This is a genomic window from Bifidobacterium moukalabense DSM 27321, assembly GCF_000522505.1.
Classification (GTDB): domain Bacteria; phylum Actinomycetota; class Actinomycetes; order Actinomycetales; family Bifidobacteriaceae; genus Bifidobacterium; species Bifidobacterium moukalabense.
Genome location: NZ_AZMV01000001.1, coordinates 302,989 through 328,483, shown reverse-complemented (window position 1 = coordinate 328,483; position 25,495 = coordinate 302,989). Strand labels below are relative to the sequence as shown.

At 61.5% G+C, this 25,495-nt stretch carries 16 protein-coding genes and 2 pseudogenes; 12 read left to right on the top strand and 6 right to left on the bottom strand.

Annotation, left to right across the window (positions count from 1 at the left end):
• Positions 1-21 precede the first annotated feature (21 nt).
• The 6 genes from BMOU_RS01475 (at position 22) to glnA (ending at position 8,888) form a co-directional block, all read left to right on the top strand.
• Complete coding sequence (locus BMOU_RS01475) at positions 22-858, top strand: hypothetical protein (protein WP_034874061.1); 837 nt, start codon at positions 22-24, stop codon at positions 856-858.
• Between the two features lie 86 nt (positions 859-944).
• Complete coding sequence (locus tag BMOU_RS01470; protein ID WP_235143633.1) at positions 945-1,334, top strand: hypothetical protein; 390 nt, start codon at positions 945-947, stop codon at positions 1,332-1,334.
• Positions 1,321-2,526, top strand: coding sequence for a hypothetical protein (locus BMOU_RS01465; protein WP_235143632.1), 1,206 nt, complete (start codon positions 1,321-1,323; stop codon positions 2,524-2,526). Before BMOU_RS01470 ends, BMOU_RS01465 begins: the two co-directional genes overlap by 14 nt.
• Positions 2,523-3,551, top strand: a complete 1,029-nt coding sequence (locus BMOU_RS01460; RefSeq protein WP_034874056.1) for an FHA domain-containing protein — start codon at positions 2,523-2,525, stop codon at positions 3,549-3,551. Before BMOU_RS01465 ends, BMOU_RS01460 begins: the two co-directional genes overlap by 4 nt.
• A complete protein-coding gene (locus BMOU_RS01455) occupies positions 3,548-7,489 on the top strand; it encodes a type VII secretion protein EccC (RefSeq protein ID WP_034874054.1) in 3,942 nt (1,313 codons plus the stop codon). Before BMOU_RS01460 ends, BMOU_RS01455 begins: the two co-directional genes overlap by 4 nt.
• A 61-nt stretch (positions 7,490-7,550) precedes the next feature.
• A complete protein-coding gene (gene glnA / locus BMOU_RS01450; protein WP_003839401.1) occupies positions 7,551-8,888 on the top strand; it encodes a type I glutamate--ammonia ligase in 1,338 nt (445 codons plus the stop codon).
• A 132-nt stretch (positions 8,889-9,020) separates the two neighbouring features.
• Here the strand turns inward: glnA and BMOU_RS01445 are convergent, their stop codons facing one another.
• Positions 9,021-9,935, bottom strand: coding sequence for a hemagglutinin (locus BMOU_RS01445; RefSeq protein ID WP_235143631.1), 915 nt, complete (start codon positions 9,933-9,935; stop codon positions 9,021-9,023).
• A 165-nt stretch (positions 9,936-10,100) separates the two neighbouring features.
• Between BMOU_RS01445 and BMOU_RS01440 the strand changes: the two genes are divergently transcribed.
• Positions 10,101-11,318, top strand: coding sequence for an MFS transporter (locus BMOU_RS01440; protein ID WP_034874052.1), 1,218 nt, complete (start codon positions 10,101-10,103; stop codon positions 11,316-11,318).
• Between the two features lie 31 nt (positions 11,319-11,349).
• Here BMOU_RS01440 and BMOU_RS01435 read toward each other — a convergent pair whose 3' ends face one another.
• Positions 11,350-15,453, bottom strand: a complete 4,104-nt coding sequence (locus tag BMOU_RS01435) for a DUF3418 domain-containing protein (RefSeq protein ID WP_034874050.1) — start codon at positions 15,451-15,453, stop codon at positions 11,350-11,352.
• A complete protein-coding gene (locus BMOU_RS01430; RefSeq protein ID WP_051428849.1) occupies positions 15,450-16,100 on the bottom strand; it encodes a class I SAM-dependent methyltransferase in 651 nt (216 codons plus the stop codon). Before BMOU_RS01430 ends, BMOU_RS01435 begins: the two co-directional genes overlap by 4 nt.
• Before the next feature lie 113 nt (positions 16,101-16,213).
• On the opposite strand from BMOU_RS01430, the gene hflX reads away from it, so the two are divergent.
• The 3 genes and pseudogenes from hflX (at position 16,214) to BMOU_RS01415 (ending at position 20,078) form a co-directional block, all read left to right on the top strand.
• A complete protein-coding gene (hflX, locus tag BMOU_RS01425; protein WP_034874048.1) occupies positions 16,214-17,707 on the top strand; it encodes a GTPase HflX in 1,494 nt (497 codons plus the stop codon).
• Positions 17,708-17,908: 201 nt separating this feature from the next.
• Positions 17,909-18,871 (top strand): L-lactate dehydrogenase, encoded by a 963-nt coding sequence (locus BMOU_RS01420; RefSeq protein WP_034874046.1) that lies wholly within the window; start codon positions 17,909-17,911, stop codon positions 18,869-18,871.
• 266 nt (positions 18,872-19,137) lie between these two features.
• Positions 19,138-20,078 (top strand): annotated as a pseudogene (locus tag BMOU_RS01415) (cation diffusion facilitator family transporter).
• Between the two features lie 43 nt (positions 20,079-20,121).
• Here the strand turns inward: BMOU_RS01415 and lexA are convergent.
• Complete coding sequence (gene lexA, locus BMOU_RS01410) at positions 20,122-20,835, bottom strand: transcriptional repressor LexA (protein ID WP_034874044.1); 714 nt, start codon at positions 20,833-20,835, stop codon at positions 20,122-20,124.
• Positions 20,836-20,985: 150 nt separating this feature from the next.
• On the opposite strand from lexA, the gene BMOU_RS01405 reads away from it, so the two are divergent.
• Both BMOU_RS01405 and nrdR read left to right on the top strand, forming a co-directional pair.
• The gene (locus tag BMOU_RS01405; protein WP_034874042.1) at positions 20,986-21,378 is read left to right on the top strand and encodes a LysM peptidoglycan-binding domain-containing protein; all 393 of its coding nucleotides are present in this window, start codon (positions 20,986-20,988) and stop codon (positions 21,376-21,378) included.
• Positions 21,379-21,427: 49 nt separating this feature from the next.
• On the top strand, positions 21,428-21,877 hold the full coding sequence (gene nrdR / locus BMOU_RS01400) for a transcriptional regulator NrdR (RefSeq protein ID WP_034874040.1): 450 nt from the start codon (positions 21,428-21,430) through the stop codon (positions 21,875-21,877).
• Between the two features lie 84 nt (positions 21,878-21,961).
• Here nrdR and serA read toward each other — a convergent pair whose 3' ends face one another.
• Entirely contained in the window at positions 21,962-23,161 is a 1,200-nt protein-coding gene (serA, locus tag BMOU_RS01395; RefSeq protein WP_034874038.1) for a phosphoglycerate dehydrogenase, read from the bottom strand.
• A gap of 10 nt (positions 23,162-23,171) precedes the next feature.
• Positions 23,172-25,452 (bottom strand): annotated as a pseudogene (locus tag BMOU_RS01390) (HelD family protein).
• Positions 25,453-25,495 lie beyond the last annotated feature (43 nt).

Sequence of the window (25,495 nt, the reverse complement as noted above, 5' to 3'; positions counted from 1 at the left end):
GTGGAAAGGAGGCGTCATAGCATGACTGATTCCTCATCGGAGCCAACATACTCATGGGCGAAAAGAGTGCAAGACAATAAGGGACTCTTCGAATCCGCCGGGGCCATCGCCAAACAGGCCCTGGAATCGTCCCGACAGGTTTCGTCGGCCGCATCGACCGCCGAGAAGGGTCTGACGGAGAAGATCCATGGCGGTTTCGCCAAGGCGCGCATCGCCATCACAGCGGTTGATGCCCTGTGCAAGGCCATTTTCGGGTACAGTCCCGTCGATGAATGGATCAAAAAGCCGTTCTTCGGCGATTGGGATGAACTGCGCTCCACGGCCAGCCAGTGGCGGGCGCTGGCCGAATCGCTGACCGCACTGCAAACCGCCGTACAGAACGTCTCCTCCAACGTCGATGAGACGTCATGGTCCGGCGAAGCGGCCGACCTGTTCGTCATCCGCAACAACAGCCTCGCCGAGAACGCCGGCAAGGGGCCCCAGCCATGTCTCGAAGTGGCACAGGCGCTGGAGGCCCTGGCGAGCGAGATCGACGGAACGTTCGACATGGTCATGGACGAGCTCGAACTGCTTATCGAACTGCTTGCCGCGGATGCCGCCGAATTCAGCATACCGGTCGTGGGGCCGATCCTCGGAACCGCCCAGGCCGCGGTTGACGTAGGCGTGGCGATCGATTTCGCCGTGGAGGTGACGGAATACATCGCCACGCTGTTGGGCGCCATCGCCGATTTCGTCGGAGTCGCATCCACGATGATGAATCTGACGAGCGAATCCCAGGCGGCGCTGGATCAGTTCGGGACCGGCAGCGGCGGCAGCGGCGGCAAAGCCGTCGGTGGCGGCGGCTTCGGCGGGCGGTGACGGTCGCCTGACCGCCAATGTTCGTGCCATGAAATTGCGGGAATCATAGAAGGAACACCATGGAAAACGTGGATATTGAAACTTTCATGCAACGTCTGGATGAAATCTCCACCCGGCGTAAGGCGATGCAGTCCAAACTCGCCCGAGAGAAGCATCGTGTCGACGAACTGGTCGCCGAGCGGAGAAAGAGGATCGAGGAGCGCCGCCGCAAAGGAGACAACGGACGTGCCTGGCAGGTTTTGCAGCAGCGCATCGACATGGGCGAAACCTGTGAGAGCGACATCTTCTCCGGCATCGACAAGTCTCCGGAGGCGCGTGAGGTGCGCGGCTATACCAGCAAGCTGGCAGGCTACATGCGCGACTACGTGGAGGATGCGGATGATCAGGACAACGAGGCCGCCCAAGGGCGCGTCAAGTTGGACGAACAGATGAAGCATCTGCATGAACTGGAATCACGATTGAATGCCCAGGCATGATGGCAGGGCGGTCTCCACGTCGTCCGTCGAATCCGGCAGGCGTGGAGACCGCGGCGGCATACAGCCGGTGTCCCGTCGAAACCTTGATGGCATGGCTCTCGTCAGCGCCGCGGTGTTCGGTGTTGTCGCGGTCATCGGATTGACGGCATCCCTGATGTCTCCGACTGTGCAGGAACAGGCGCGGGATACGCCGATGATTCTGTTCGTAGGGCTGATGATGGCGGTGCTGCTGTGTGACTGGCTGTGCCTGAAAGGCATCCGTGACCATGACCGTGCCTTGTCGTTGATCGCGTTCGCCTGTTCGGTGATATTGGCCGCATGCGGTGGTGTGGCGGTCTCCTTCGTGATTCGCTGCACGCAGCCGATGACGGCCGGTGCGCTGTTCGCATCCTGCTGTGTGGCGGTGAACATGGCGCTGATGATGGTCCGCATCACCGATCCGACCATCGGTGGGGCGATTTCCGCCGTGTTTGCGGCGGCGGTGCCCCTGATGCTGGCGTGCGCCGTTGCGCTGATTCACGCGCTGCATGTACGGCTGCTGGCAGCCTTCGTGCTGGCTGCGGCGATCTGCTGCCTGCAGATGCTGCCGAACATCGTGGTGCACGCGCCGGACCGTTATCTGGTGGAGTGGCGCACTTACATGACCCGCCGTTGGACGGTTCGTGGCGGCATTCCCGAAAGGGCCCGGGCGCTTACCCGAGCCGACATACACGACGACATGCAGACGTTTCTGGCGCGATACGCCACCGGTTTCATGGTATGCATGATGCTGATACTGCTGACGTATGCGGTGGTGGCCGAGTCCTACGCATACGACCAGTGGTATGACCGCATCGGCTTCCTTACGCTCAGCGCCGCGTTGTTCCTGTTTCTCACGTTGAAACCGCGCCAGTCCGGTCGCCCTTTCGAACGGTACTTTATGCGCCTTGGCGGCATCATGGTGCTGCTGATCTGGTGCATGCACATGCCATACGCGATGCCCGACTGGGTATCGGCGTTCCCGTTGGCGTGCATGCTGGCCGTCGGGGCATCGGGATCGGCCATGGCATTCGGCATGCTCGCCCAGCATGGCGGATTCCATTCGCTTGCACTATCCCGCATCGGCGACGTGCTGTGCTTCACCTCCATGATGATTACGCCGGCGGCGGCGTTCTTCGCCGTCGGCGCCCTGGAATTCATAAGGGGATTATGATGGCCACCCCGACACCAGTCACTCGCTTTCGCCCGGCCGATGCGGTCAGGCAGTGCGAAGCCTCCTTCATCGATTTGGGATTCGTGCTGTTGTGCGCGGGTGCCGCCGCATTGATCGGCCGTAACGTCACGGTGACGGCCATGGTCGCATTCGAGGCGGTGATCGTGCTTGCGGTGGCGGAAGGCTCACGAGGCCTGACCCCTGGCAATATGATGCTTGGATTGCGAACGGTTCGGGCCGAAGGCATGCATGACGCCGCCGCCGGAGTGCTTCCCGCCGGAATGGGGCGCATCCTCATCAAATATTGCACGCTGATCGCCTCGCTGTTGGCGGTGTTCGTGGGACTTCCAATAGTCATCTGCTCACCGCTGTTCGTCAGGAACGATCTCAATCAGGGATGGGCGAACGGGCTCGCCTCGCTGGCAAGTGTCGACATCCATCAGCCCATCGTCATATCAGGAGGAACGCCGCGTCAACAGGCCGCCGTGGCGGCCGCTCCGAGCCGTACGGCCACCCAGCGAACGATGTCACGACAGCCATCCGCACAGCCATCCGTACCTCCTACGGTCGCCCTGCCGCCGAATCTCAAACCAGCCCCGGCGATGCCGCCGATGCCGGCTGCGCCGGTACCGGCTACATCGGCACCGGTCGTATCGGCACCGACCGCACCGGCGACGCACATCATCATCTTCTTCGAAGACGGTTCCAAACAACCGCTCGCCATCCCGTCCACGCTGGTCCTGGGACGCAAACCCGCACCGCAGGAGCAGGGAGACGCCGTGCTTGCCGTGCCCGACCAAACCGGCACCGTATCGCGCAGCCATGCGCGGCTCGAAATCACCGGGGACGACCTGTGGATCACCGATCTGGGCAGCACCAATGGCACGAAGGTCATCAGCGAGGACGGCGAGGAGACCAGGCTGAGGGCACGGCAACGGTTCCCCATCCACACCAGAAGCCGCATTTTCCTAGGTGACATGGGATTCAGCATCATCATGTCGACAAGCAGGAGGAAACGTTCGTGAGCGCGGAAGAAACGCAGACCAGCAGACTTGAAGGCCCGAAAACCCCCAAAGGCAGGGTCGTGCTGCAGGCCCCACCGGAACTTGAACCCAGTGACGGCGTCAATACGCTGCTCACCTCACTCGTGCCGCTGTTGGGCGCCATCAGCGCCATGGTCATGATGCTGATGACCAATTCAGGTCTGACCGGCATACTCACGGGTGGCATGTTCATGGTCTCGTCATTAGGATTCGTGGTGGTCAACGGTTTCCGCCAACGTTCGCAGCGCATGGCCAATCTGACCGCTTCGCGCAGGGAGTACCTCACCTATCTGACGGGGTTGCGCAAGACCGTACGCGCCGCAGGACGCAAACAGCGCAACGCGGCGCTCTGGAACGCACCGGCCCCTCAATCCCTGGCGGCGCTTGCGCAGGAGCCGGAACGCCGTTGGGAACGCATTCCCGCCGACGAGGACTTCATGACCCTGCGCTGCGGCACCCACGAGGTACCGCTGTGCCTTAAGCTCGAATCGCCCGAACTGCCACCGCTGGCGCAGCTTGATCCCGTTTCGGCCTCGGCGGCGCATCGATTCATGTTGGCGCACCAATCCCTGCGCAACATGCCCTATACCGTGGATATACGCGCCTTCAAGCGGGTGGAGCTCCTGGGAGACGTCGAACATACGGAGGCGCTCGCCCGCTCACTGGTCTGCCAGGCGGCCGTATGGCACGCACCGGAGCATCTGCGTGTGCTCGTGCTGACCTCCATCGAGCACAAGAGCCGATGGGATTGGGTGCGTCTGATGCCGCACTCCCGCACGATCAACGAGGATTTCGATGGAGCGTGGAGGGGCATGCCCATGGAACCCTCCGATCCGAGCCGGTTCATGGTGACCACCAACACCCATATGGTCGACGGCCTTGTAGGCGATGACGTGGTCAACCGCAATCGATACACCGGCGATGATGAGATATCCCCGCATGTGATAGTGGTCAACGACGGCTTCGACCGTGACACCCTCGCCAAGGAGACCAGACTGTTCTCCTCGGATGGACTCGGAGGCGTCACCATCATCGACATGCCCAGCCAATGGGGCGAACTCGAAGAGGACAATGTGCTGCGAATCCTCTTTGCGCAGGCCGTGGTCGAGGAAGGCTTGAACGTACTCGAAAAGCGTGATACCGACATGGTGGAGCTCTTCTCGACCACCATCAAGCCGATCCGGATCGAACCGGACGGGCTGACGGTGGGCGAAGCCCTTGCCATCGCGCGTCGTCTCGGCGAGGTGCAATCGCAGGAACGGTCCGATGACGGCTCGCAATCCGCGAACGCACGCAAGAAATCCTCCGAACTGCCGAATCTGCTGGGCATCGACGACATCCGCAGCATCAATCTGGGGGCATTGTGGGCATACCGGACCGGCAAGGAACGGCTTCGCGCGCCGATCGGCCTGTTCGACGACACCAGCACGGCATATCTCGACATCAAGGAGATGGGTCAGCGCGGCATGGGACCGCACGGCGTGCTGGTCGGCGCGACCGGTTCGGGCAAATCCGAAGTGCTGCGAACGTTGGTGCTTTCCCTGGCGCTGAGCCATTCCCCGGATCAGCTCAACTTCGTTCTCATCGATTTCAAAGGCGGCGCGACCTTTGCGGGAATGGACGGCATGCCGCACATCTCGTCCATCATCACCAATCTCGGCAGGGAGGCGTCGCTGGTCGACCGTATGGAAGACGCCTTGGACGGCGAGATCAACCGCCGTCAGGAACTATTGCGCGATGCCGGCAATCTGGCGAACATCACCGAATACGAGGATGCCAGGGTCAATGGCGGGCGTACCGATCTGAAGCCGTTGCCGTCTCTGCTGGTGGTGGTGGACGAGTTCTCCGAACTGCTCAAGGCCAAGCCCGATATCGTGCAGTCCTTCGTACGCATCGGCGCGGTGGGCCGCTCGCTCGGCATACACCTGCTGATCGCCTCGCAGCGCCTTGAGCAAGGCAAGCTGCGGGGTCTGGACGAGCATCTGTCCTACCGCATCGGACTCAAGACGTTCTCGGCCTCCGAATCACGGGCGGTGCTGGGCATTCCGGACGCCTACGAGCTGCCCAGCCTGCCGGGCATCGGCTACTTGAAATCTCCGGACGGCACCATCACGCGATTCCGTGCGTCCTACGTTTCCGGTGTGCCGAAAGGCTTTTCGGGGGAGACCACCACGTTCCAGTATGCCGTCGAGCAGATGCGCGGCAAGGGCACACCGGCCCACGTGGTGTGGCTGCCGCCGCTGATTACGCCGAATTCGCTTGACGAATTCATGCCCGACCTGACCGTTACCGAGGAATATGGCCTGATCTCCCCGAGCTGGAGAGCCCGTGGCACACTGATTGCCCCATGCGCGCTTGAGGATCGGCCCCGCGAACAGAAGCGCGAGGTCATGGCGCTCGACCTGTCGGGTGCGGGAGGCCACGTGGCCGTGGTGGGCGGTCCCTTGAGCGGCAAGAGCATGATGCTGCGTTCCATCGTCACCTCGTTGGCGTTGACGCATTCCCCATTGGAGACGCAGTTCTACGTCATCGACTGCGGCGGCGGCACGTTCGCGCCCATGGAGACTCTGGAACATGTCAGCGGCGTGGCCTCCGGCAACGAGGAGGAGAAGGTGCGTCGTACGCTTGCCGAGGTTTCCGGCATCATCGACTCTCGCGAGCGTTTCTTCAAGGAACGGCGCATCGACGGCATGGACACCTATCGCCGGCGTCGTGCCGCGGGGCAGGTCGATGACGGGTACGGCGACGTGTTCCTGGTCATCGACGGTTGGGGGGTATTCCGCAACGATTACGAGGAGTTGGAGGCCAAGGTACAGCAGATCGTCGCCCGTGGCCTGACCTTCGGCGTGCATGTGCTGATGAGCGCCAATCGTTGGATGGAGATCCGTGCCAATATCGGCGATTTGGTCGGCACCAAGCTCGAATTGCGTCTTGGCGATCCGGGGGATTCCCAGATCGACCGCAAGATCGCCGCCACCGTGCCCAAGGGAACTCCGGGCCGTGGCCTGAGCTCCGCGAAACTGCATATGCTCGCCGCGTTGCCGCGCATCGATGGCGGGCACGACGCCGCCACGGTGGCCGACGGCATCGCCGATCTGATCGCCAAGGTGCATGCGGCATGGAAGGGCAGGCAAGGTCCGAAGCTGCGCCTGCTGCCCACGAATCTGCCGTATGCCACGCTCATCGGCGCCGTGGCGAAGCAGGACGCCTCCGACCTCACCCATGGCAGGATGGTCATCGGCGTCAATGAAAGCGCCCTCGCCCCGGTGGTGCTGGATCTGCACAAGGAGCCGCACTGCTACCTGTTCGGGGATTCCGGTTCCGGCAAGTCCACGTTCCTCCGGCTGATGATCAATGAAGTCGTGCGCGGATATCCGGATGGCAAGGCGAAGATCTTCATGGTGGACTACCGACGCGCCAACCTCGCCCAGATTCCGGATTCGCACATGGGCGCGTATCTGACCAACGACAAGATGGCCACGGAACAGCTGGCCGATCTGGCTGATTTCCTGTCGACCCGCATTCCGGGACCGGACGTGACCGCCGAGCAACTGCGCAATCGTTCGTGGTGGACGGGCTCGGAGGTCTATGTGATGGTCGACGACTACGATCTGGTCGCGACCAGTCGAAGCAATCCGTTGCGTGCGTTGGCTCCGCTTCTGGCGCAGGCCGGCGATCTGGGGCTGCATGTCATCGTGACCAGACGAACCGGTGGCGCGAGCCGCGCCATGTACGATCCGGTGCTGCAGTCGTTCCAGGATCTCGGCATGACCGGCATCCTATTGTCGGGGGATCCGAACGAAGGCCAGCTTATCGGTAGGGTCAAGCCGGTGAAGGCGGTGCCGGGCCGGGCGCAGATCGTCACGCGTGACGAGGGTCTTTTCGTGGCGCAGCTCGCCACGCTTCCCCTGAAGGAATAGGTATGGCGGCACGGCGCGTGTTAACGATGTTCGTAACATGCGCATGGAACGATGGTGCATTATGGATAAACAGCAAGAGTTTGCGCTGCGCACGGTCGAGGAACGCGACGTGCGCTTCATTCGTCTGTGGTTCACGGATGTGTTGGGGACGCTGAAATCCGTTGCCATCGCGCCTGCGGAACTTGAGGCCGCGTTCGAGGAGGGGCTCGGATTCGACGGTTCCGCGGTGGAGGGCCTGACACGAGTGTCCGAAGACGATATGATCGTCAAGCCCGACCCGTCCACATTCCAGATTCTTCCGTGGCGCGGCGGTCCGCAAGGTACCGCGCGTATGTTCTGCGACGTGCTCACCCCTGACGGGGAGCCGTCGCTGGGTGACCCGCGTCACGTGCTGAAGCAGGCCCTGGCCAAGGCCAAGGAGCGGGGCTTCACCTTCTACGTGCATCCGGAAATCGAGTTCTACCTGTTCGAGAAGCAGGACGATTGGTCCAAGTCGCCGACGCCGATTGACGAAGGCGGCTATTTCGACCACGTGCCGCGCAGCCCCGGCATGGACTTCCGCCGCGCCACCGTGAACATGCTCGAACAGATGGGCATCTCGGTGGAATATTCGCATCATGAGGCGGGTCCGGGCCAGAACGAGATCGATCTGCGGTATGCGGACGCGCTCACCACGGCCGATAACATCATGACCTTCCGTACTGTCGTCAAGGAGATTTCGCTGGAGCGCGGCATCCATGCCAGCTTCATGCCGAAGCCGTTCTCCGACGCTCCGGGCTCCGGCATGCACACGCACCTGAGCCTGTTCGAAGGCGACGCCAACGCGTTCTATGAGGCCGGTCAGGAATTCAACATGTCCATGACCGCCCGCCAGTTCGCCGCCGGCATCCTGTACCATGCGGCCGAGATCTGCGCGGTTACCGACCAATACGTCAACTCCTATAAGCGACTGTGGGGCGGTGCCGAGGCGCCGAGCTACATCTGCTGGGGGCATAACAACCGTTCCGCCCTGCTGCGCATCCCGCAATACAAGCCGGGCAAGGGCAACTCCGCGCGCATGGAGTTCCGTGCGCTCGATCCGGTCGCCAATCCGTACCTGGCGTATTCCGTGCTGCTGGCTGCAGGCCTTGACGGCGTCGACAAGCAGATGCAGTTGGGCGAACCGACCAGTGACGACGTGTGGGAGCTCACCGACGCCGAACGTCAGGCCATGGGCATCCAGCCGTTGCCGGAATCCCTCGACGAGGCGCTGAAGATCATGGAGAAGTCCGACTTCGTGGCCGGAGTGCTCGGCGAGCACGCCTTCGAGTATTTCCTGCGCAACAAGCGCCAGGAGTGGGAGGAGTACCGCCAGCAGGTCACGCCGTATGAGCTGAAGAAGTATCTGCCGAAGCTGTGACGCCGATTCCCGTCGGGCCGTGTGCCCGCACCGCGGATTTTTGATGAAGAGGTCCGCCATCCGAGTCATCGGGTGGCGGACCTCTCCCGTATGCGCCCTCATGCGGCGCCTTCCCATTCGGAGGATCTGCGTCTATCCGCGCGGATTGCCGAACCAGCCCGAATAGATGATGGAGAAATTGCGGTTGCCGTATGCCGAGCAGGCGTCGCCTTCGCCGGCTCCCGCCTTCAATGCGGCCGTGTTCGGCTGATACGGCGTGTAGATGTATAGCAGTGCGGTCGCCTTGTTCTCGATATACACGTTCGTGCCGCCACAGCCGGCGTTCGGATGGTACTGGATGTAGTTGAGTGCGCCGGCATGGTAGCCGTAATCGTCTTCATGCTGCACGTAGTACCGGTATCGTTTGGCTGCGCCGTACACCTGTTTGAAGAATCCGGCATATTCCGGATCGCAGTTCGCGTCATCCGGGCAGTTCAGGCCCATCGCCGACTCGTATTGGAAGTCGCTCGGGTCGGTGGCCGTGAGCAGATGCTGCTCCTTCTGCAGTACGGTGAGCAGCACTTTTTGGCTGATGCCGCATGCCTTGCCCGATTTGTAGATGATCGCCGCGGCGCTTTCGCCGGTGCCGCCTTCATATGCCTCGCAGTATTCGTCGGCCGACTGCGATTCGGTGTCGAAGGTCATGGTCTTGAGGCACTGTTCTCCCGAGCATGCCGCTCCCTGCTCCTCGATGAAGGATTGGACCTGCGCCTCGCTCAGGGCGTTGCCGTTGAAGAACTGGCCGTCGGAGATGATGTTGCCGGGATTGAAATCGTATTTCGCCTGCAGCTGATTCTGTGCCTTCTCGGCCAGTCCAATTTCCACCCGCCAGTTGATGAAACGTACCAGGCCCACGATCAAGGCGGCCGTGGTGACGACGATGAGCAGCGCTTTGCAGAGCAGACCGGCCCGTTTCCTGAGGCCGGCTTTGTTCCATGTGCTGCGCAGGGATCCGAGACGGGGGAACCTGCGCGGTGAGCTGCTTTTGCGACGTTTCGTGCTTGCCATTGTGCCATATTGTAGCGTGCCGGCCTAGGGACGTTTTCGTAAGTTGAGCGAACATAGTCAGTATGTGGAATCGGGACGCGTCGAAAGGGTGGAAAGGGTGCGGGGCTCGTCTAGAGTTGGCAATCGGTTTTATGAGATGTAGAACGATTGACGAGAGAGTGGCATATGACGCAACGCGCGAAGACGGACCGGTTCTTCAATCTTCCGGTGACCATCCTGGTGGCCTTGAGCTTCATGCTGGGCATGAGCGAGTTCATCATGGTCGGCATCCTGCCGGATATCGCGGCCGGACTGAAGGTATCCGAAGTGACCGTCGGTAATCTCGTATCGCTGTTCGCGCTTGTCTACGCACCGGTCACGCCGCTCGGCTCGGCCCTGTCGGCGCGCTTCCCGCGCTTCGTCACGCATCTGACGCTGGTCGGTATCTTCCTGCTTGGCAATGTGCTGTGCGCGTTCGCGCCCGACTATGGCGTGCTCGTCATCGCGCGAATCCTCATCGCGCTCGTCTCCGGTACGCTTGTGGCCATCGCCATGACGTATGCTCCCGATGTGACGACGGAGCGATATCGTACGAAATTCATCGCATGGGTGTTCTCCGGCTTCTCCATCGCATCCGTGGTGGGCGTGCCGGTCGGCACATGGGTGGCGAACGTGTTCGGTTGGCGTTGGGCGTTCCATCTGGTCAACGTGCTTACCGTCGCGCTCATCGTGATGATGGTCATCGTATTGCCGCGCAACAGCCATATCGTGAAGATCGGCTTCCTGCCGCAGTTCCGCCTGTTCTTTGACCGGCGCATCCAGCTCGGCGTGCTCGATGTGGTGTTCGGTGCGGCCGCGAGCTACGTCTTCTACACGTATCTGACGCCGATCATGCGCGACGAAGTGCACGTACCGGAACGATACCTGAGCGTAGGCCTGGTGATTTTCGGCGCCGCCTGCCTGTGGAGCAACCTGTACGGCGGCAAACTGGCCGATCGGGGCAGGGGAGTGGAGCCGCTGACGCATATCCGCCCGATCTACTGCGCGCATGCGGTGCTCATGGCATCGTTGATCGTGACGCATTGGGTGCCGGTGTATGGCGCGCTGCTGCTCGTGGTGCTCGGCATGTTCATGTATCTGCAGAACTCCGCATCGCAGGTGCTGTATATGGACGTCGCCTCGCAGTCGCATCCGGGGTCGCTGAACCTCGCCGCCTCACTCAATTCCATGTCGTTCAACATCGGCATCGCGGTCGGTTCCGCGGTCGGCGGCGTGGTCAACAACCATCTGGGCCTCATGTGGCTCGGTCCCGTAGGCGCACTGTTCCTGCTGTGCGCCGTCGGCACCACCACGCTGCTGCGACCCTTCGTGGCGCAGGAACGTGAGTTCTATACGAGAATGTAGGTTTTCCCGCAACGCCCCTTCCAAGTGGACGTTATTCAAGCGCCCTTGTGATGCGTTGCAGGCTGATCGGCTTCGGCGTGCCCAATTCCTGCGCCCATAGGGACACATAGAACTCCTCAAGCATCCAACGTACGGTGATGGCCTGTTTCATCAGCGCCTCATGGCGGGGTCCGGCCGGCTCACGTTCGGCCTTCGCCATGGCCTTGTCCGCAAGTTGTTTGGCTGCGTCGGCCTCCCACGCCCAACGTACGTCACGGTTCTTGTCGTGCTTTGCCTTGTTCAGCCGCAGCAGATCGGCGTGCAGATACCGTTCGATTGCGGCGAGCGATTCCGGCGGCGCCTTGCCGACGAACCCGGGGAACACCAACGTGGCGATATGTTCGCGGATCGATTGCAGCACGCTCAATAGGGGCAGGTCGGCTTTGCCGGAGACCGCCTTATCGACTTCCGCATAGCGTTTGAGGATGGCGATCACATCATGCGCCACCGCATACACGGTATCCTCGAATACTTCGTGCACGTCGAGCACCGCATTCGCCAACGCCTCGTCATCCGGCAGTTCGTCGACCTTCGGCAGGAGTCGTTTGACGGCGGCCAGTTGCAGGTCTTCGGTCAGCGCCTTCGTGGACTTGTAGGGTGCGGAGGCGAGCATGAGCGCTTCCGTGCCGAGCCAGCGTGATGAGATGCGTTCGCTGGGCATGCGCAGTGCGTCCAGCGCGCCCTGCCAGAGCATGGTGGCGCGTGCCTCGGTGGTGGCGCCCGCCTTGTGCAGCAGATTCGCCTGCTCCACCAGCTTGCCTTGGTTTCCTGCCGTCTCCGCCTGCCTTTTGACCATCTGCCGGGCGGAGGCTTCGGCCTGTTCGGCGAATGTGCGTTGCAGTTCGACGAGTGACTTGCCGGTGCCGAGTACCTTGACCGGTCTCCGTGCGTGGCGTCTGCCGTGCTGCTGCTTGCGATTGGGTGGCAGCTGCCGTTCCACCGCGAATGTCATGCGCAGGTACGGCGTGAGCTTGTTCCATAGTTCGCCCGTGAGCACTTCCGGATGGATCTGCGCGCCGACGATGTCGATGGCCGCCTGCGTGAACACGTGCGGCAGATCAGGCCATGCGGCTACGCCATTCGTGTCGGCCGGTGGAAGATTCGGCTTCTGTTGCGAACCGGAACCGGGCAGATCCGGATACCGCTCGTCGATCCATGCGCGGATCCTGCGTGCCGTGTCGGGGGCGGGCACGAACTGCACGCGCAACGTTTTCGGCAGTGATTTGATCATGCCGACGATGAGCTCGTCCAGCAGGCCGGGCACGTTCCAGGTGAACTGTTCCGGCGTCAGTCGTGAGAGCGCCTTCAATGGAATATGCACGGTCACGCCGTCGTTCGGATCATGCGGATCGTATACGTAGCTCAACCGCAGGTCGATGGGCGAGCCGTCGGTACCGAGCGTGTGCCAATGGTCGGGGTAGTCGGACAGCGACACCGAATCGGCGTCGGCGAGACGTTCGACCTTCTCCGGATCGAAATCCAGCAAATCAGGCTGTTCGTCATGCTTCGTCCTCCACCATTTCGCCAGGTCGGCGACGTTCGTGACGGTGTTGGGGATGATCGCATTGTAGAAGTCGAACAGATCCTCGTCACTGACCGTCTGCGCCACCTGACGGGTACGGCTCGCGTCGTCGGCCGCATCCTCCAAGACGTCGCGGTTCTTCGTGACGAAATCGTCATAGGGGAAACGCTGCTGGATATCGCCCTCCACCAAACCCTGACGAATCAGGAAATCACGGGCCTCCAACGGATTGATGCGACCCCACTGCACGGTACGGTCCTGTACGATCGGCAGACCGTACAGCAGCACCTTCGCGCTCGCCACGGCGGAACCACGCGAACCCGACCAATGCGGGTCGGCGTACGTGGTGCGCGTCAGAGAACCGGCCAGAGGTTCCGCCCACGCCGGATCGATCTCGGCGGAATAGCGGGCCCACAATCTGCTCGTTTCCACCAATTCCGTACTCATCACCCATGACGGGGTGCTTTTGGCCACCGCCGAAGCTGGGAACAGTGCGAACCGCGTGCCGCGTGCGCCCTGATAGTCGTTCTTCGACATCTTCTGCGCACGCTTCATGGCGCGGGCACGCGCCGCGCCCTTGAGCCCGGCGAAATCGGAAGCCTTCGGTTCGCGAACCACCTGCATGCCCATCATCGACAGCAGGCCGGCCAGCATGGAGGTATGAATGCCCTGCGCATCCCACGAACAGCACAAAGAATGCGCCGCCTGCTGGTTCATCGGCAGCTGGCGGATCCCCAAGTCCGGCCGGGACGCCGGAATCGGCTCGCCGACCTTGAATCTGAACTCCTTGCACATCTCGCGTAGCTGCGTGACCAGATCCTTCCACTGGCGCATGCGCAGCCAGCTCAGATACTCGGTCTTGCAGATGCGGCGCAGCGCGGAATTGCTCGGATCGCCATCCGCCTGGAATACGCGGTCCCACAGATTCAATGCGGTCACAAAGTCGCTGGTCGGATCCGCATAGCGGTTGTGGATGCGGTCGGCCTCCTCGCGGTGCTCATCAGGCCGTTCGCGCGGATCCTGCAGGCTCAGGAACGCCACCACCACCAGCACGGCGGCCAGCGTGTTCGGCGTGGTCGACTTCGCGGCCTCGATGACCATGCGGCCCAGACGTACGTCGATCGGAATGCGCGCCAACTGACGGCCCGTATGCGTCAGCACCACCTCGCCATGCTTGCGGGCGATGGCCTTTAGTTCGGTCAGCTCGTTGAAACCGTCGGACACGGCCTTCATATCCGGCGGATCGATGAAGCCGAAATCCGTCACGTCCTGTGCGGTGCGCGCCACGCCCACCGACAGCATGTGCAGCACCACCGCGCCCAGCGACGTGCGCAGGATCTCCGGTTCCGTGAACTCCGGCCGGGTCTCGAAATCCTCACGTGAATACAGGCGGATCGCGATGCCGTCGGCGATACGTCCGCATCGGCCCGAACGCTGGTTCGCGCTCGCCTGGCTGATCGGCTCGATCGGAAGCCGCTGCACCTTCGCCGTCTTCGAATAGCGCGAGATACGCGCCGTGCCGGGGTCGACCACATAGCGGATGCCCGGCACGGTCAACGACGTTTCGGCCACATTCGTGGCGATCACGATGCGCTGGTGCTCATGCGGTTCGAACACCCTATGCTGTTCCTTCGAGGAAAGCCTCGCGAACAGCGGAACGATCTCGATCGCGTCGGGCCTGCGCATGTCGGTCGCGCGTGGCCCGTAATGGTGTCGGAGCGCGTTTTCGAACTCATGGATGTCGCGCTCGCCGGAGGCGAACACAAGAATATCGCGGGCCCCACGGTCATGACTGGAATGGATCACCAGTTCGGCGCAGGCACGCGCCACGGCGGTCGGCATGTCGATATTCACGTCACGGCCCGAATCCCTCGCGTCCGGAGCGGCGGATAACGCCTCGTAATCGGAATCGCCCGGCATGGCCCCGGTTTCGAAGCCTGGCACGGAACGCATCAACGCGGGCGCGGTGCCAAGCGGTTCGTACACGATCTGCACGGGGTAGGTACGGCCCGATACCTCGATGACCGGCACCTTCGTGTGCAGGGCATGCTCAAAATGCTCCCGGAACTTCACCGAATCGATGGTCGCCGACGTGATGACGAGCTTCAGGTCGCGACGCTTCGGCAGCAACGCCGTCAGGTAGCCAAGCAGAAAGTCGATGTTGAGACTGCGCTCATGCGCCTCATCGATCACGATCGTGTCGTATTGCATCAGCTTCGGATCACGTTGGATCTGCGCCAGCAGAATGCCGTCCGTCACCACGCGCAGTCGCGTCTTCGGCGAGCTCTCGTCGGTGAACCGCACCTGATAGCCGACCTCGTCGCCCAGACGCACACCCATTTCGGAGGCGATGCGTTCGGCGACGGTGCGAGCGGCCAACCTGCGTGGCTGCGTATGCACGATCTGCCTGCCATGGGATCCGCGACCCAGTTCCAACAGGATCTTCGGCAGCTGTGTGGTCTTGCCGGAACCCGTCTGGCCGGAAACGATCACCACCTGACTCGATCTGACGGCTTCGGCGATGTCGCCACGTGCCGTGGAAACCGGCAGTTGGGAAGGATATTCGAACTTCATGCCTTCAAAACCTCGATGACGCGGAAGCCTTTGGCGCTTGCGTACTTGCTCACCCCATAACCCTCGCCAAGCTGCATGGCAAGCCAGGGAATCAATGAATCCGATCCCAGGTTCTTCTGCACCACCAGGTAGGCGGCGCCTCCCGCGCTCAATCGTGGCAGCCACGCCGTCAGCAGTTCGTGCAATGCCTCCTTGCCGATGCGGATCGGAGGATTCGACCAGATCAGATCGAAGGTGAGGTCTTGCGGAATCCCATCCGCCGTCACCGCGTGAATGGTGTCGATGCCATTGATTTCGGCATTGCGCCTCGTCAGCTCCAACGCACGCTCGTTCACATCCAACGCCCACACGTCGGCCTTCGGCGACTCGAACGCCATCGTCAACGCGATCGGCCCCCAGCCGCAGCCCAAATCGAGGAATGCGCCCTCCTGAGGAGGTTCGGGAACCCTCTTCAACAGCACGGAAGTGCCCAGATCCACCCTGGTGCCGGAGAACACGCCGTTGGAGACCTCCACATCCGCCTCATGGTCGCGAAGCATGACGTGCAGCCTTCTGCGCACATCCTCCGATGTCGGTTCCGCGGCGAAGTATTGCTCCGCCTTGCCGCCCTGATTGCCCATACCCATGTTCGTCATGCCACTTCCCATCCGTTTTACGCGGTCCCGAGGCATCATCCGCCCATATCGCGAATGCCGCCGGTTCATGTCTCTACAGAATGATGATAATAGGAGGCATCATAGTTTAACCGTGAGAGGTGCCATTGACCCAGGAGATCGAAATCGAGCAGGAAACGGACGAAGCCGCCGTGGGCGGTGTGCTTGCCGACCAGTCGGAGGTGCTGCTCGATACCGGCGACCGGGAACGCTTCCACGAATCCCATGATGAGCAATGGCAGGAACGTGAATCCCGCAATGCGCTGAAGCATGTGGCGGGTCTGGGCGAGAAGCAGGACGTCACCGAAGTCGAATACCGCAAGGTGCGACTCGAACGTGTGGTGCTCGTCGGCGTATGGTCTTCCCGGGAAACCACCCAGGCCGCGGCCGAGGAGTCGTTGCGCGAGCTGGCGGCGCTCGCCGAAACCGCGGGTGCCGTGGTATGCGATGGCCTGCTCCAGCATCGCATCAAGCCGGATGCGGCCACCTATGTCGGTTCCGGCAAGGCGCGCGAGCTGGCGGGCGTCGTGGCGCAGGAGGATGCCGACACCATCGTGGTGGATGACGATCTGCCGCCAAGCCAGCGTCGAGCCCTTGAAGACGCCACCAAGGTGAAGGTGGTCGATCGCACCGCCGTGATTCTTGACATCTTCGCCCAGCATGCCACCTCCCGTGAGGGCAAGGCGCAGGTTGAGCTGGCCCAGCTTGAATACATGCTGCCGCGACTGCGTGGTTGGGGCGGATCGCTGTCCCGTCAGGCCGGAGGTCGTGCGGCCGGCGCCGATGCCGGCATCGGTTCGCGAGGTCCGGGCGAGACGAAGATCGAGATGGATCGTCGCGTGATCCGCAGCCGTATCGCCAAGCTGCGCCGGCAGATCGCCGAAATGGCTCCCGCGCGCGAGGTCAAACGTGGATCCCGTCGGCGTTTCGGATTGCCGACGGTCGCCGTGGTCGGCTACACCAATGCCGGCAAATCGTCGTTGACCAATCGCCTGACCGGTTCCTCGGAACTGGTGGAGAACGCCCTGTTCGCCACTCTTGATACCGCGGTGCGTCGTGCCCGCGCAAAGGATGGTCGCCTGTATGCATACGTCGACACCGTCGGATTCGTGCGTCGTCTTCCCACGCAGCTTGTCGAAGCGTTCAAATCCACATTGGAGGAAGTCGCCGAGGCCGATCTGATCGTGCATGTGGTCGACGGCTCCCATCCCGATCCGTTCTTGCAGATAGACGCGGTCAATGACGTGCTTGCCGACATCGATGGCGTGGGAGCCATTCCGACCATCGTGGTGTTCAACAAGGCCGATCTCATGGAGGATGCGACCCGTGAGCGCATCGAGGCCCTGATGCCCGAGGCGTACATCGTCTCCGCATATTCGGGGGAGGGCGTGGACGGGCTGCGCGCCAAGGTCGAATCCATGCTGCCGGTCCCCAACGTGCACGTGGAGGCCCTGTTGCCATATTCGGCCGGCTCGCTCATGTCGAGCGTCCGGGAATACGGCAAGGTGCTCAATGTCGAATATCGTGATGATGGCATGCTGCTTCAGGCGGAGGTCGATGACCATCTGGCGTCGCGGATCGTCGAACAGGCCATTGCCTGAACGTTTTCCGATGCTTCGTGACGTGGTGGTCCCCACGGTTTTGTGAACGTTCACACCAATTGTGATGCAAATCACGTTTCAGTCATGACGGGCTGTGCTAGACGGGTCCGAAACGTCATACTGTGTGGATACAGTAAAAGTGTTATTGAAGATGAAGCCCGTCACCAACGGGACATTCGTTTGCCAAAGAGAGGTAAGCACATGGTGGATTCACCAATCAAGCCCACAAAGCTCGCTATCATCGGTGCCGGCGCAGTCGGCTCCACTCTCGCCTTCGCCGCCGCCCAGCGCGGTGTCGCCCGTGAGATCGTGCTCGAAGACATCGCCAAGGAACGCGTCGAGGCCGAAGTGCTCGACATGCAGCACGGCTCCAGCTTCTATCCGACCGTGTCCATCGCAGGTGGCGATGATCCGGAAATCTGCCGTGACGCCGACATGATCGTCATCACCGCAGGTCCGCGCCAGAAGCCGGGTCAGTCCCGCCTCGAACTCGTCGGCGCCACCATCAACATCCTCAAGGCCATCATCCCGGGCCTCGTGGAGGTCGCCCCGAACGCCATCTTCATGCTCATCACCAACCCGGTCGACATCGCCACCCATGTCGCCCAGAAGATTTCCGGCCTGCCGAAGAACCAGGTCTTCGGTTCCGGCACCAACCTCGATTCCGCGCGCCTGCGCTTCCTGATCGCCCAGCAGACCGGCGTCAACGTCAAGAACGTCCACGCATACATCGCCGGCGAACATGGCGATTCCGAAGTCCCGCTGTGGGCTTCCGCCACCATCGGCGGCGTTCCGATGTGCGACTGGACCCCGCTCCCGGGCCACGATCCGCTCGATGCCGACAAGCGTGAAGAGATCCACCAGGAAGTCAAGAACGCCGCCTACAAGATCATCAACGGCAAGGGCGCCACCAACTACGCCATCGGCATGTCCGGCGTCGACATCATCGAAGCCGTCATGCGCGACTCCAACCGCATCCTCCCCGTCTCCTCCATGCTCGAGGACTTCCACGGCATCTCCGATGTGTGCATGTCCGTGCCGACCCTGCTCAACCGCTCCGGCGTCAACACCGCCATCAACACTCCGGTGTCCGACCGTGAGCTTGCGGCCCTCAAGCGTTCCGCGGAGACGCTGAAGGAGACCGCCGCCCAGTTCGGCTTCTGACAAAGAACGCGGTAACGGAATGCCGGCTGCGTCACCCGAAGCCTGACGTACCGCCGTACGCCTTCGTCTCGGGAGCCTTGCCGGCATGCGCGTTGCCGTTTTCCTTATGTCTTGACATCGAGTTACGGAATGGGTATTCTGCAATCTGAAATACGGGAACCCCAGCCTTCGGGCTGGGGTTCCCGCGTTTTCGAACGAATGAAAATGGTATTGAGAAGCGATTTCAGTTTGCCTCTCGATGGAACCGAGCGATGGGAATGCACCATATGGCACACGATCATGCGCATGCACATGGAACGACGGCGAATGGGGGAGGGGAGCATCGGAAACGACTCATGATGTCGCTGGGGCTTACCGCAACCGTGTTCCTGGCGGAAGTCATCAGTGCCGTTATCACCGGATCGCTTGCCCTGCTGGTGGATGCCGGCCATATGCTCACCGACATGTCGGTATTGGTCGCCTCCACGATCACGGCGGTGCTTATGCAGCGAAAGCCTGATAGCAAACGAACCTGGGGATGGGCGCGTCTTGAAGTGCTCACCGCAGCCGTCGGAGCGTTGATTCTGCTGCTGGTCGGCATATACGCGTTGGTGGAGGCCGGCATGAGACTGTTCGGCGGCGCCGCCGATGAGATCTCGGATGTACGACTGCTGCTGTTCATGGGTGTTCTCGGTTTGGCGGCAAATGTCGGGTCCATCTTCATTCTCGCCTCGCAGAGCGAGGATAACATGAACATGAAGGCCGCATTTCTGGAGGTCATGAACGATGCCTTGGGATCGGTGGCCGTCATCGTCTCGGCCATCGTGCTCATCTGCACCGGGTGGGTGGCTTTGACGCCGTGGCCGGCGGCATCATCGCGTTGTTGATGATGCCACGCGCGATCAAGCTGCTGGGCAACGCGGTGCGCGTACTATTGGAGGAAACCCCGAAGGGGCTGGATCTCGACGAGGTTCGCATGCATCTGGAACAGGTGCCTCATGTGGTCGCCGTGCATGACCTGCATGCCAGCACCGTGTCGACGGGCATGCCAATTCTCATGGCGCATGTAGTGGTGGAACGGGGTCTTACCATGGAGGATGCGGCCCGAATCCTTTCGCAGCTTCAGAACTGCCTGCGGGAGCATTTCCCCGTTTCGATACCCCATACCACCTTCCAGCTTGAGCCGGAAGGGTACAGTTCCGCAAGCCTTCCGCAGATGCATTCCTGACATGTCGGGCGGTTGACCGTCATTATCGGACGGTATGGCGGAATCAGATTTTGCGCAGTACGGTGACGACTTTGCCCATGATTTCGGCGTGGGTGCCGTCTATGGGCGAATAGGCCGGATTGTGCGGGATGAGCCACACGTGGCCATGGTCTTTGCGGAAGGTCTTGACCGTGGCTTCGTCATCGAGCAGGGCGGCGACGATATCACCGTTTTCGGCGGTGTTCTGCTCGCGCACCACCACGAAATCACCGTCGCAGATTGCGGCGTCGATCATGGAATCGCCGTGCACTTCCAGCATGAACAGATTACCGGTGCCGGTCAGCCGTTCGGGCAGTCGCATGACATCATCGACGTGCTGTTCGGCGGTGATCGGTATGCCTGCGGCGATGCGTCCGACCAGCGGCACATCATGGGAGGCCATGATGGACTCGTTGGACTCCATGCCGGTGGGGAACGGGATGACCTCGGCGATCCTGCCTTCGGGAGCATGCTCCTCAATGCTGACGACCTCGATAGCGCGTCCCTTGTTGGCGCTCATGCGAATGAAGCCCTTTTCCTCCAGGACCTGCAGTTGGTGTTTGACCGAGGATGGGCTTTTCAGGCCCGCGGCCTCGCCAATTTCGCGGAACGAAGGAGCGAAGCCGCGTTGGGCGAGATGCGTCTTGATGGCGTCCAGCACCTTGCGTTGGCGCTCGGTGAGCGAACTGGTGTCAGGACGTGGTTCGTCTCTCTTGGGCGTGAATGGGACGGTGCTCACGGTGTGCTCCTTTCGATACGGATACAAGCATATCGCGAAACGCCTGAGAAATCAAACATCTGTTCGATGCATGGTTGCGTTCTTCGAACATATGTGCCATAATGTAGAACACATGTTCGATAGAACAAGTGTTCGAAAGGAGCGGTGGCGATGAACGGTATGCGAGGTATGTCGGCGATGGCCCGGGCAGTGCCTATGACGAATGGTTCGACGACGTCCCGTCCGAGATCTCCTAAGGAATCGAAGCCCCGCCGGAAATGGCTGAAATCCCTATCGGACCGTATCGTCACCGCAGCGTTGCTTGTTGGATTGGTGTGTTGCCTGTATGGGGTGATTCGCCCCGACCAGGCGGAATCCGCGACCGGTGCGACCCCTGTGGTCGTGTATACGGTGCAGCCCGGCGATACGTTGTGGGACTATGCGTCAAGCATCACCCCGGCGAATGGCGACGTGAATGAAACCGTCGACACACTTGTCCGCATCAATAACCTTGATTCCGTCTCCCTGCGGCCCGGACAGCGATTGCTGGTTCCTGAACGGTAGTCCGGAGGGGGCTTGGGTTAATTCAATGGTTCAGGCTATTGTGGAGACCATGCATTGCCCGTTTTGCCAGAACCCAGATACGAAAGTGATCGATACCCGCATCAGTGAGGACGGTCACTCCATTCGCCGTAGGCGCGAATGCCCGAAATGTGCCAAACGATTCACGACGGTGGAAACCACCATGCTGTTGGTGGTGAAACGTTCCGGGAACGTCGAACAATTCGATCGCAACAAGGTGATTTCCGGTGTGCGCAAGGCATGCCAGGGGCGGCCGATCAATGAGGATGATCTGAAAACGCTCGGACAGCGCGTGGAGGAGGATCTGCGGTCAAGAGGTCTCGCGCAGGTCAAATCCGATGAAGTGGGCAAGGCCATTCTGAAGCCGTTGCGTGATTTGGACGTGGTGGCCTACATGCGTTTCGCGAGCGTGTATCAGAATTTTGAGAATCTCGAAGACTTCCAGCACGCCATCGACGAGCTCAAGGGCGATGTGAAATAGACGGAGCGGGCGTTTTGTATGGATAAGGGGTTCTTCGGCCAACATGACTGAAGACCCCCTTATCGTCCGCGCAATGCGGGAGCGTCAGCTGATCACGCGCATACGGATCGTGCCTTCGATGGCGGCAAGTGCGTCCAATGCCTGCTGATCCGGACGTTGCGCCACATCGGTGACCACGTAGCCAAGCTCGCCTTCGGTGCCCAATGCCTGCGCGGCGATGTTGATGTTGTCTTCGCCCAGAACACGGTTCACATGGGCGAGTACGCCGGGCAGGTTGGCATGCAGATGTGCGATGCGGCAGGTGCTGCGGATGTCGGACAGTGTGATCTGCGGCATGTTGACGGACAGCATCGTCGATCCCTTGAACCAATAATCCTCAAGACGCTGCGCCACGAAGTGTCCGATCGATTTCTGGGCCTCCAACGTGGAACCGCCGATATGCGGTGTCAGAATCATATTGTCTTCATCGGCCAATGGTGTGGTGAACGCATCGCCGGTTTTCTTGGGCTCAACGGGGAACACGTCCACGGCCGCGCCGGAGAGGTGTCCGGAATCAAGATGCCGTTTCAGCGAATCGAGGTCGGCGACGAAACCGCGGGACAGGTTGATGAAGATCGCATCCTGCTTCATGTGGGCGAACTGGTCCTCGCCGAAAAAGCCGGTGTTCGACTTGCGTCCATCGACATGCAGGGTGACCACGTCGGACTGCCCCAGCAGCTCGTTGAGCGTGCCGCAACGGTGGGCGTTGCCCATGGCGAGCTTCTCCTCGATGTCGTAGAACACCACGCGCATGCCGAGGGCCTCGGCGATGACGGAAAGCTGGGAGCCGATATTGCCGTAGCCGATGATGCCCAATGTCTTGCCGCGCACCTCGTGCGAGCCGGATGCGGATTTGTCCCACATGCCATGCTTCATATGGTGGGTGTGCGCCGGAATGCGACGCATCAGGCAGATGATGTCCCCGATGACCAGCTCCACCACGGAACGGGTGTTCGAATACGGTGCATTGAACACTGCGATGCCACGTTTGCCGGCATAGTCGAGATCGACCTGGTTGGTGCCGATGCAGAAGCATCCGACGGCGGTCAGCGTCGGACGGGCGTCGATGACCTTGCGCGTCACGTTGGTCTTGGAACGGACGCCGAGCAGGTCCACGCCTTCAAGCGCGTCGATGAGCTCGTCCTCGCCCAGCGCGCCCTTGAGGCACTCCACTTCGAAACCGTGGTCGCGCAGTGATTGCGCGGCGTCGGGATGAATGTTTTCCAATAGCAATGCTTTAGGCATGGATACCACCTTATAGCGTGAGCGTTTTTTCATCGTCGTTTGTCCGCACTATAAGCAGTCGCTGCGTGGGCCTGGTCATGGCGACATACAGGTCGGAGGCCGCCACGATACGCGAAGGGGCGTCCTCTTCGATGCGGCCGGGTTGCACCACCATGACCGCGTCGTATTCCAAACCCTTGACGGCCTGTGTGGAGCACACCGTAACCTGTTCGTCCCAGGAACTCTGCGAGCTCAAACGCTCGAATTCCTTGGGGGCCAAGGTCTGGCGCAGTTCCGAGTAGACCCTGGTCCGAAGGGGGGGCGAGCATGGCGTCGGGGGCGATGATGGCCACGCGGCCGGTGCCATCCGCAGAGACGTGGGTGCGTACCAGGTCGATGGCCTGGTGGGCCACCGCGTCAGCGAGCAGGCTTTCGTCGGTGAGTATGAGGCGTCTGACGGAATCCGCAACGCTGCGGACCGCGTTGACGGTGGAGATGTACAGGCCTTCCGCCGAGGCGAAGTCGCAGGCCAGCTGCGAGACCTCCTTCGGGTTGCGGTAGTTGATGGTCAGCTCGTTGAGCGACCAGTTATCCGTTCCGAACAGCGGATCCATCATGCGGCGCCATGAGCGGGTGCCGCCCAGGGCCGAAGTCTGTGCGACGTCTCCCACGATGGTGAAGGAGCGGGACGGGCAGCGGCGAATCAGCATACGCCAGTCCATGGCGGTGAGCTCCTGCGCTTCGTCGACGACGACATGCCCGTAGGTCCATTCACGGTCGGCCGCCGCACGTTGTGCGGTGAGTTCCGCATCCATGCCGTTGATGTTGTCGACCAGCATCTGCGAGGTGATGATGCCCGAACCGATACCGGCCTGGGCGAGTGTGTCCTGGGCGAACTGCTCCTCTTCGGCCCGTTTGGCATCCAACGCCTTCTGCCTGGCCACGGCCTTGGGATCCGGGCCGAGCAACTCCATGGCCTCGTCGAGCAAAGGCACGTCGCTGACCGTGAAAGGCGACCCCTTGGGGCGGATCAATGTTTCGATATCGCGCTCCTCGAGCCATGGCGCGAAGCGGCGAAGCTGACCGGGCTTGGAGAACAGCTGGTCCACCAGCCAGGTGCCGGTCATCGGTAGCCACGCGAGGTTCAGGGTCTTGCGGAGCGCATCGTTTATACGCAGCTGCTGCATCACGTCATTGAGCTCGGCTTGTTCGGGAGTGTAGTCGAGCTGCTCCGCATAGCGGTTGCGTATGGCGATGAGCATGCTGTGCACGAAGGTCTCACGGGCCTTGTTATGCGGCTGTCGTGTTCTTTTGGCGTCGGTGATGGCCTGTTCCACATCGACGCGCAACATGGGTATGGCGAAACCGTTGATGCGGATCGTCGGCAGCTCGGACGGAATGCGCTCGCGCGCGGACACGGCGTTGGCTATGGCCTTGGCCATGCGGCGTTCACCTTTGAGTTTGGCGGCATACGGATCGTCGTGCCCCGTGGCGATGACTCCCGGAATAAGATCGGCGATGGTGCGGCTGACCACACCGGTTTCGCCCAGGGAGGGGAGCACCTGATCGATGTAGTGCAGGAATGTCGAGCTCGGGCCGACTACCAGTACACCGGAACGTTCCAGCGCGCGACGATGCGTGTACAACAAATAGGCCGCCCGGTGCAGGGCCACCGCGGTCTTGCCCGTGCCCGGGCCTCCCTGCACCACCACCGCCTGATTGAGGTCTGCGCGGATGATGCGATCCTGCTCCGCCTGGATGGTGGCCACGATGTCGGTCATCTTGCCGGTTCGCTTGGCGTTCAGCGATGCCAGCAACGCACCCTCGCCGGTCAGCGTGCCGGCGGAGGAGGCCTGTCCGACTTGGTCGGAATGCACATCAAGCACCTCATCCTCCACGCCGACCACTTCGCGGAAGTTCAAGGTGATATGGCGTCGCATGACGATGTCGCCATGGCTGGAAGGCGTCGCCTCGTAGAACGGACGGGCCGCTTCGGCGCGCCAATCCGTCAGGATCGGCTCGTGATGCTCGTTTGACAGGCCCAGACGGCCGATATAGCGATGTTCGCCCTTGGCGTTATCCAATCTGCCGAACACCAGTCGATCCTCTACGGCGCGCAGCTGGGTAAGACGGTCCTCATACATGGTGGCGAAGGAATCGCGCTCGGTGCGTTGGGTCGGAGAACCGTGCGAACCGGCCGCACGCACGGCGTCCAGTCGGGCACGTGCCTGTGCCCGAAGCGCGTCCAGACGGTCGTATGCGCGGCTGACAGCCTGCTGCTCCTCATGCAGCTGGGCGGAGTAACTCGACATGTGGTGATCCCTTCGTGCAAAAACTCAGGCAATCAAATCTACT

What these genes read in the sequence shown, in the direction of transcription:
- glnA (WP_003839401.1), top strand. Translation starts at nt 7,551, where the DNA reads ATGGATAAACAGCAAGAGTTTGCGCTGCGCACGGTCGAGGAACGCGAC.
- BMOU_RS01435 (WP_034874050.1), bottom strand. Translation starts at nt 15,453, where the DNA reads ATGAAGTTCGAATATCCTTCCCAACTGCCGGTTTCCACGGCACGTGGC.
- BMOU_RS01475 (WP_034874061.1), top strand. Translation starts at nt 22, where the DNA reads ATGACTGATTCCTCATCGGAGCCAACATACTCATGGGCGAAAAGAGTG.
- BMOU_RS01460 (WP_034874056.1), top strand. Translation starts at nt 2,523, where the DNA reads ATGATGGCCACCCCGACACCAGTCACTCGCTTTCGCCCGGCCGATGCG.
- BMOU_RS01440 (WP_034874052.1), top strand. Translation starts at nt 10,101, where the DNA reads ATGACGCAACGCGCGAAGACGGACCGGTTCTTCAATCTTCCGGTGACC.
- BMOU_RS01420 (WP_034874046.1), top strand. Translation starts at nt 17,909, where the DNA reads ATGGTGGATTCACCAATCAAGCCCACAAAGCTCGCTATCATCGGTGCC.
- BMOU_RS01445 (WP_235143631.1), bottom strand. Translation starts at nt 9,935, where the DNA reads ATGGCAAGCACGAAACGTCGCAAAAGCAGCTCACCGCGCAGGTTCCCC.
- BMOU_RS01465 (WP_235143632.1), top strand. Translation starts at nt 1,321, where the DNA reads ATGCCCAGGCATGATGGCAGGGCGGTCTCCACGTCGTCCGTCGAATCC.
- nrdR (WP_034874040.1), top strand. Translation starts at nt 21,428, where the DNA reads ATGCATTGCCCGTTTTGCCAGAACCCAGATACGAAAGTGATCGATACC.
- BMOU_RS01470 (WP_235143633.1), top strand. Translation starts at nt 945, where the DNA reads ATGCAACGTCTGGATGAAATCTCCACCCGGCGTAAGGCGATGCAGTCC.
- BMOU_RS01430 (WP_051428849.1), bottom strand. Translation starts at nt 16,100, where the DNA reads ATGGGAAGTGGCATGACGAACATGGGTATGGGCAATCAGGGCGGCAAG.
- BMOU_RS01405 (WP_034874042.1), top strand. Translation starts at nt 20,986, where the DNA reads ATGAACGGTATGCGAGGTATGTCGGCGATGGCCCGGGCAGTGCCTATG.
- serA (WP_034874038.1), bottom strand. Translation starts at nt 23,161, where the DNA reads ATGCCTAAAGCATTGCTATTGGAAAACATTCATCCCGACGCCGCGCAA.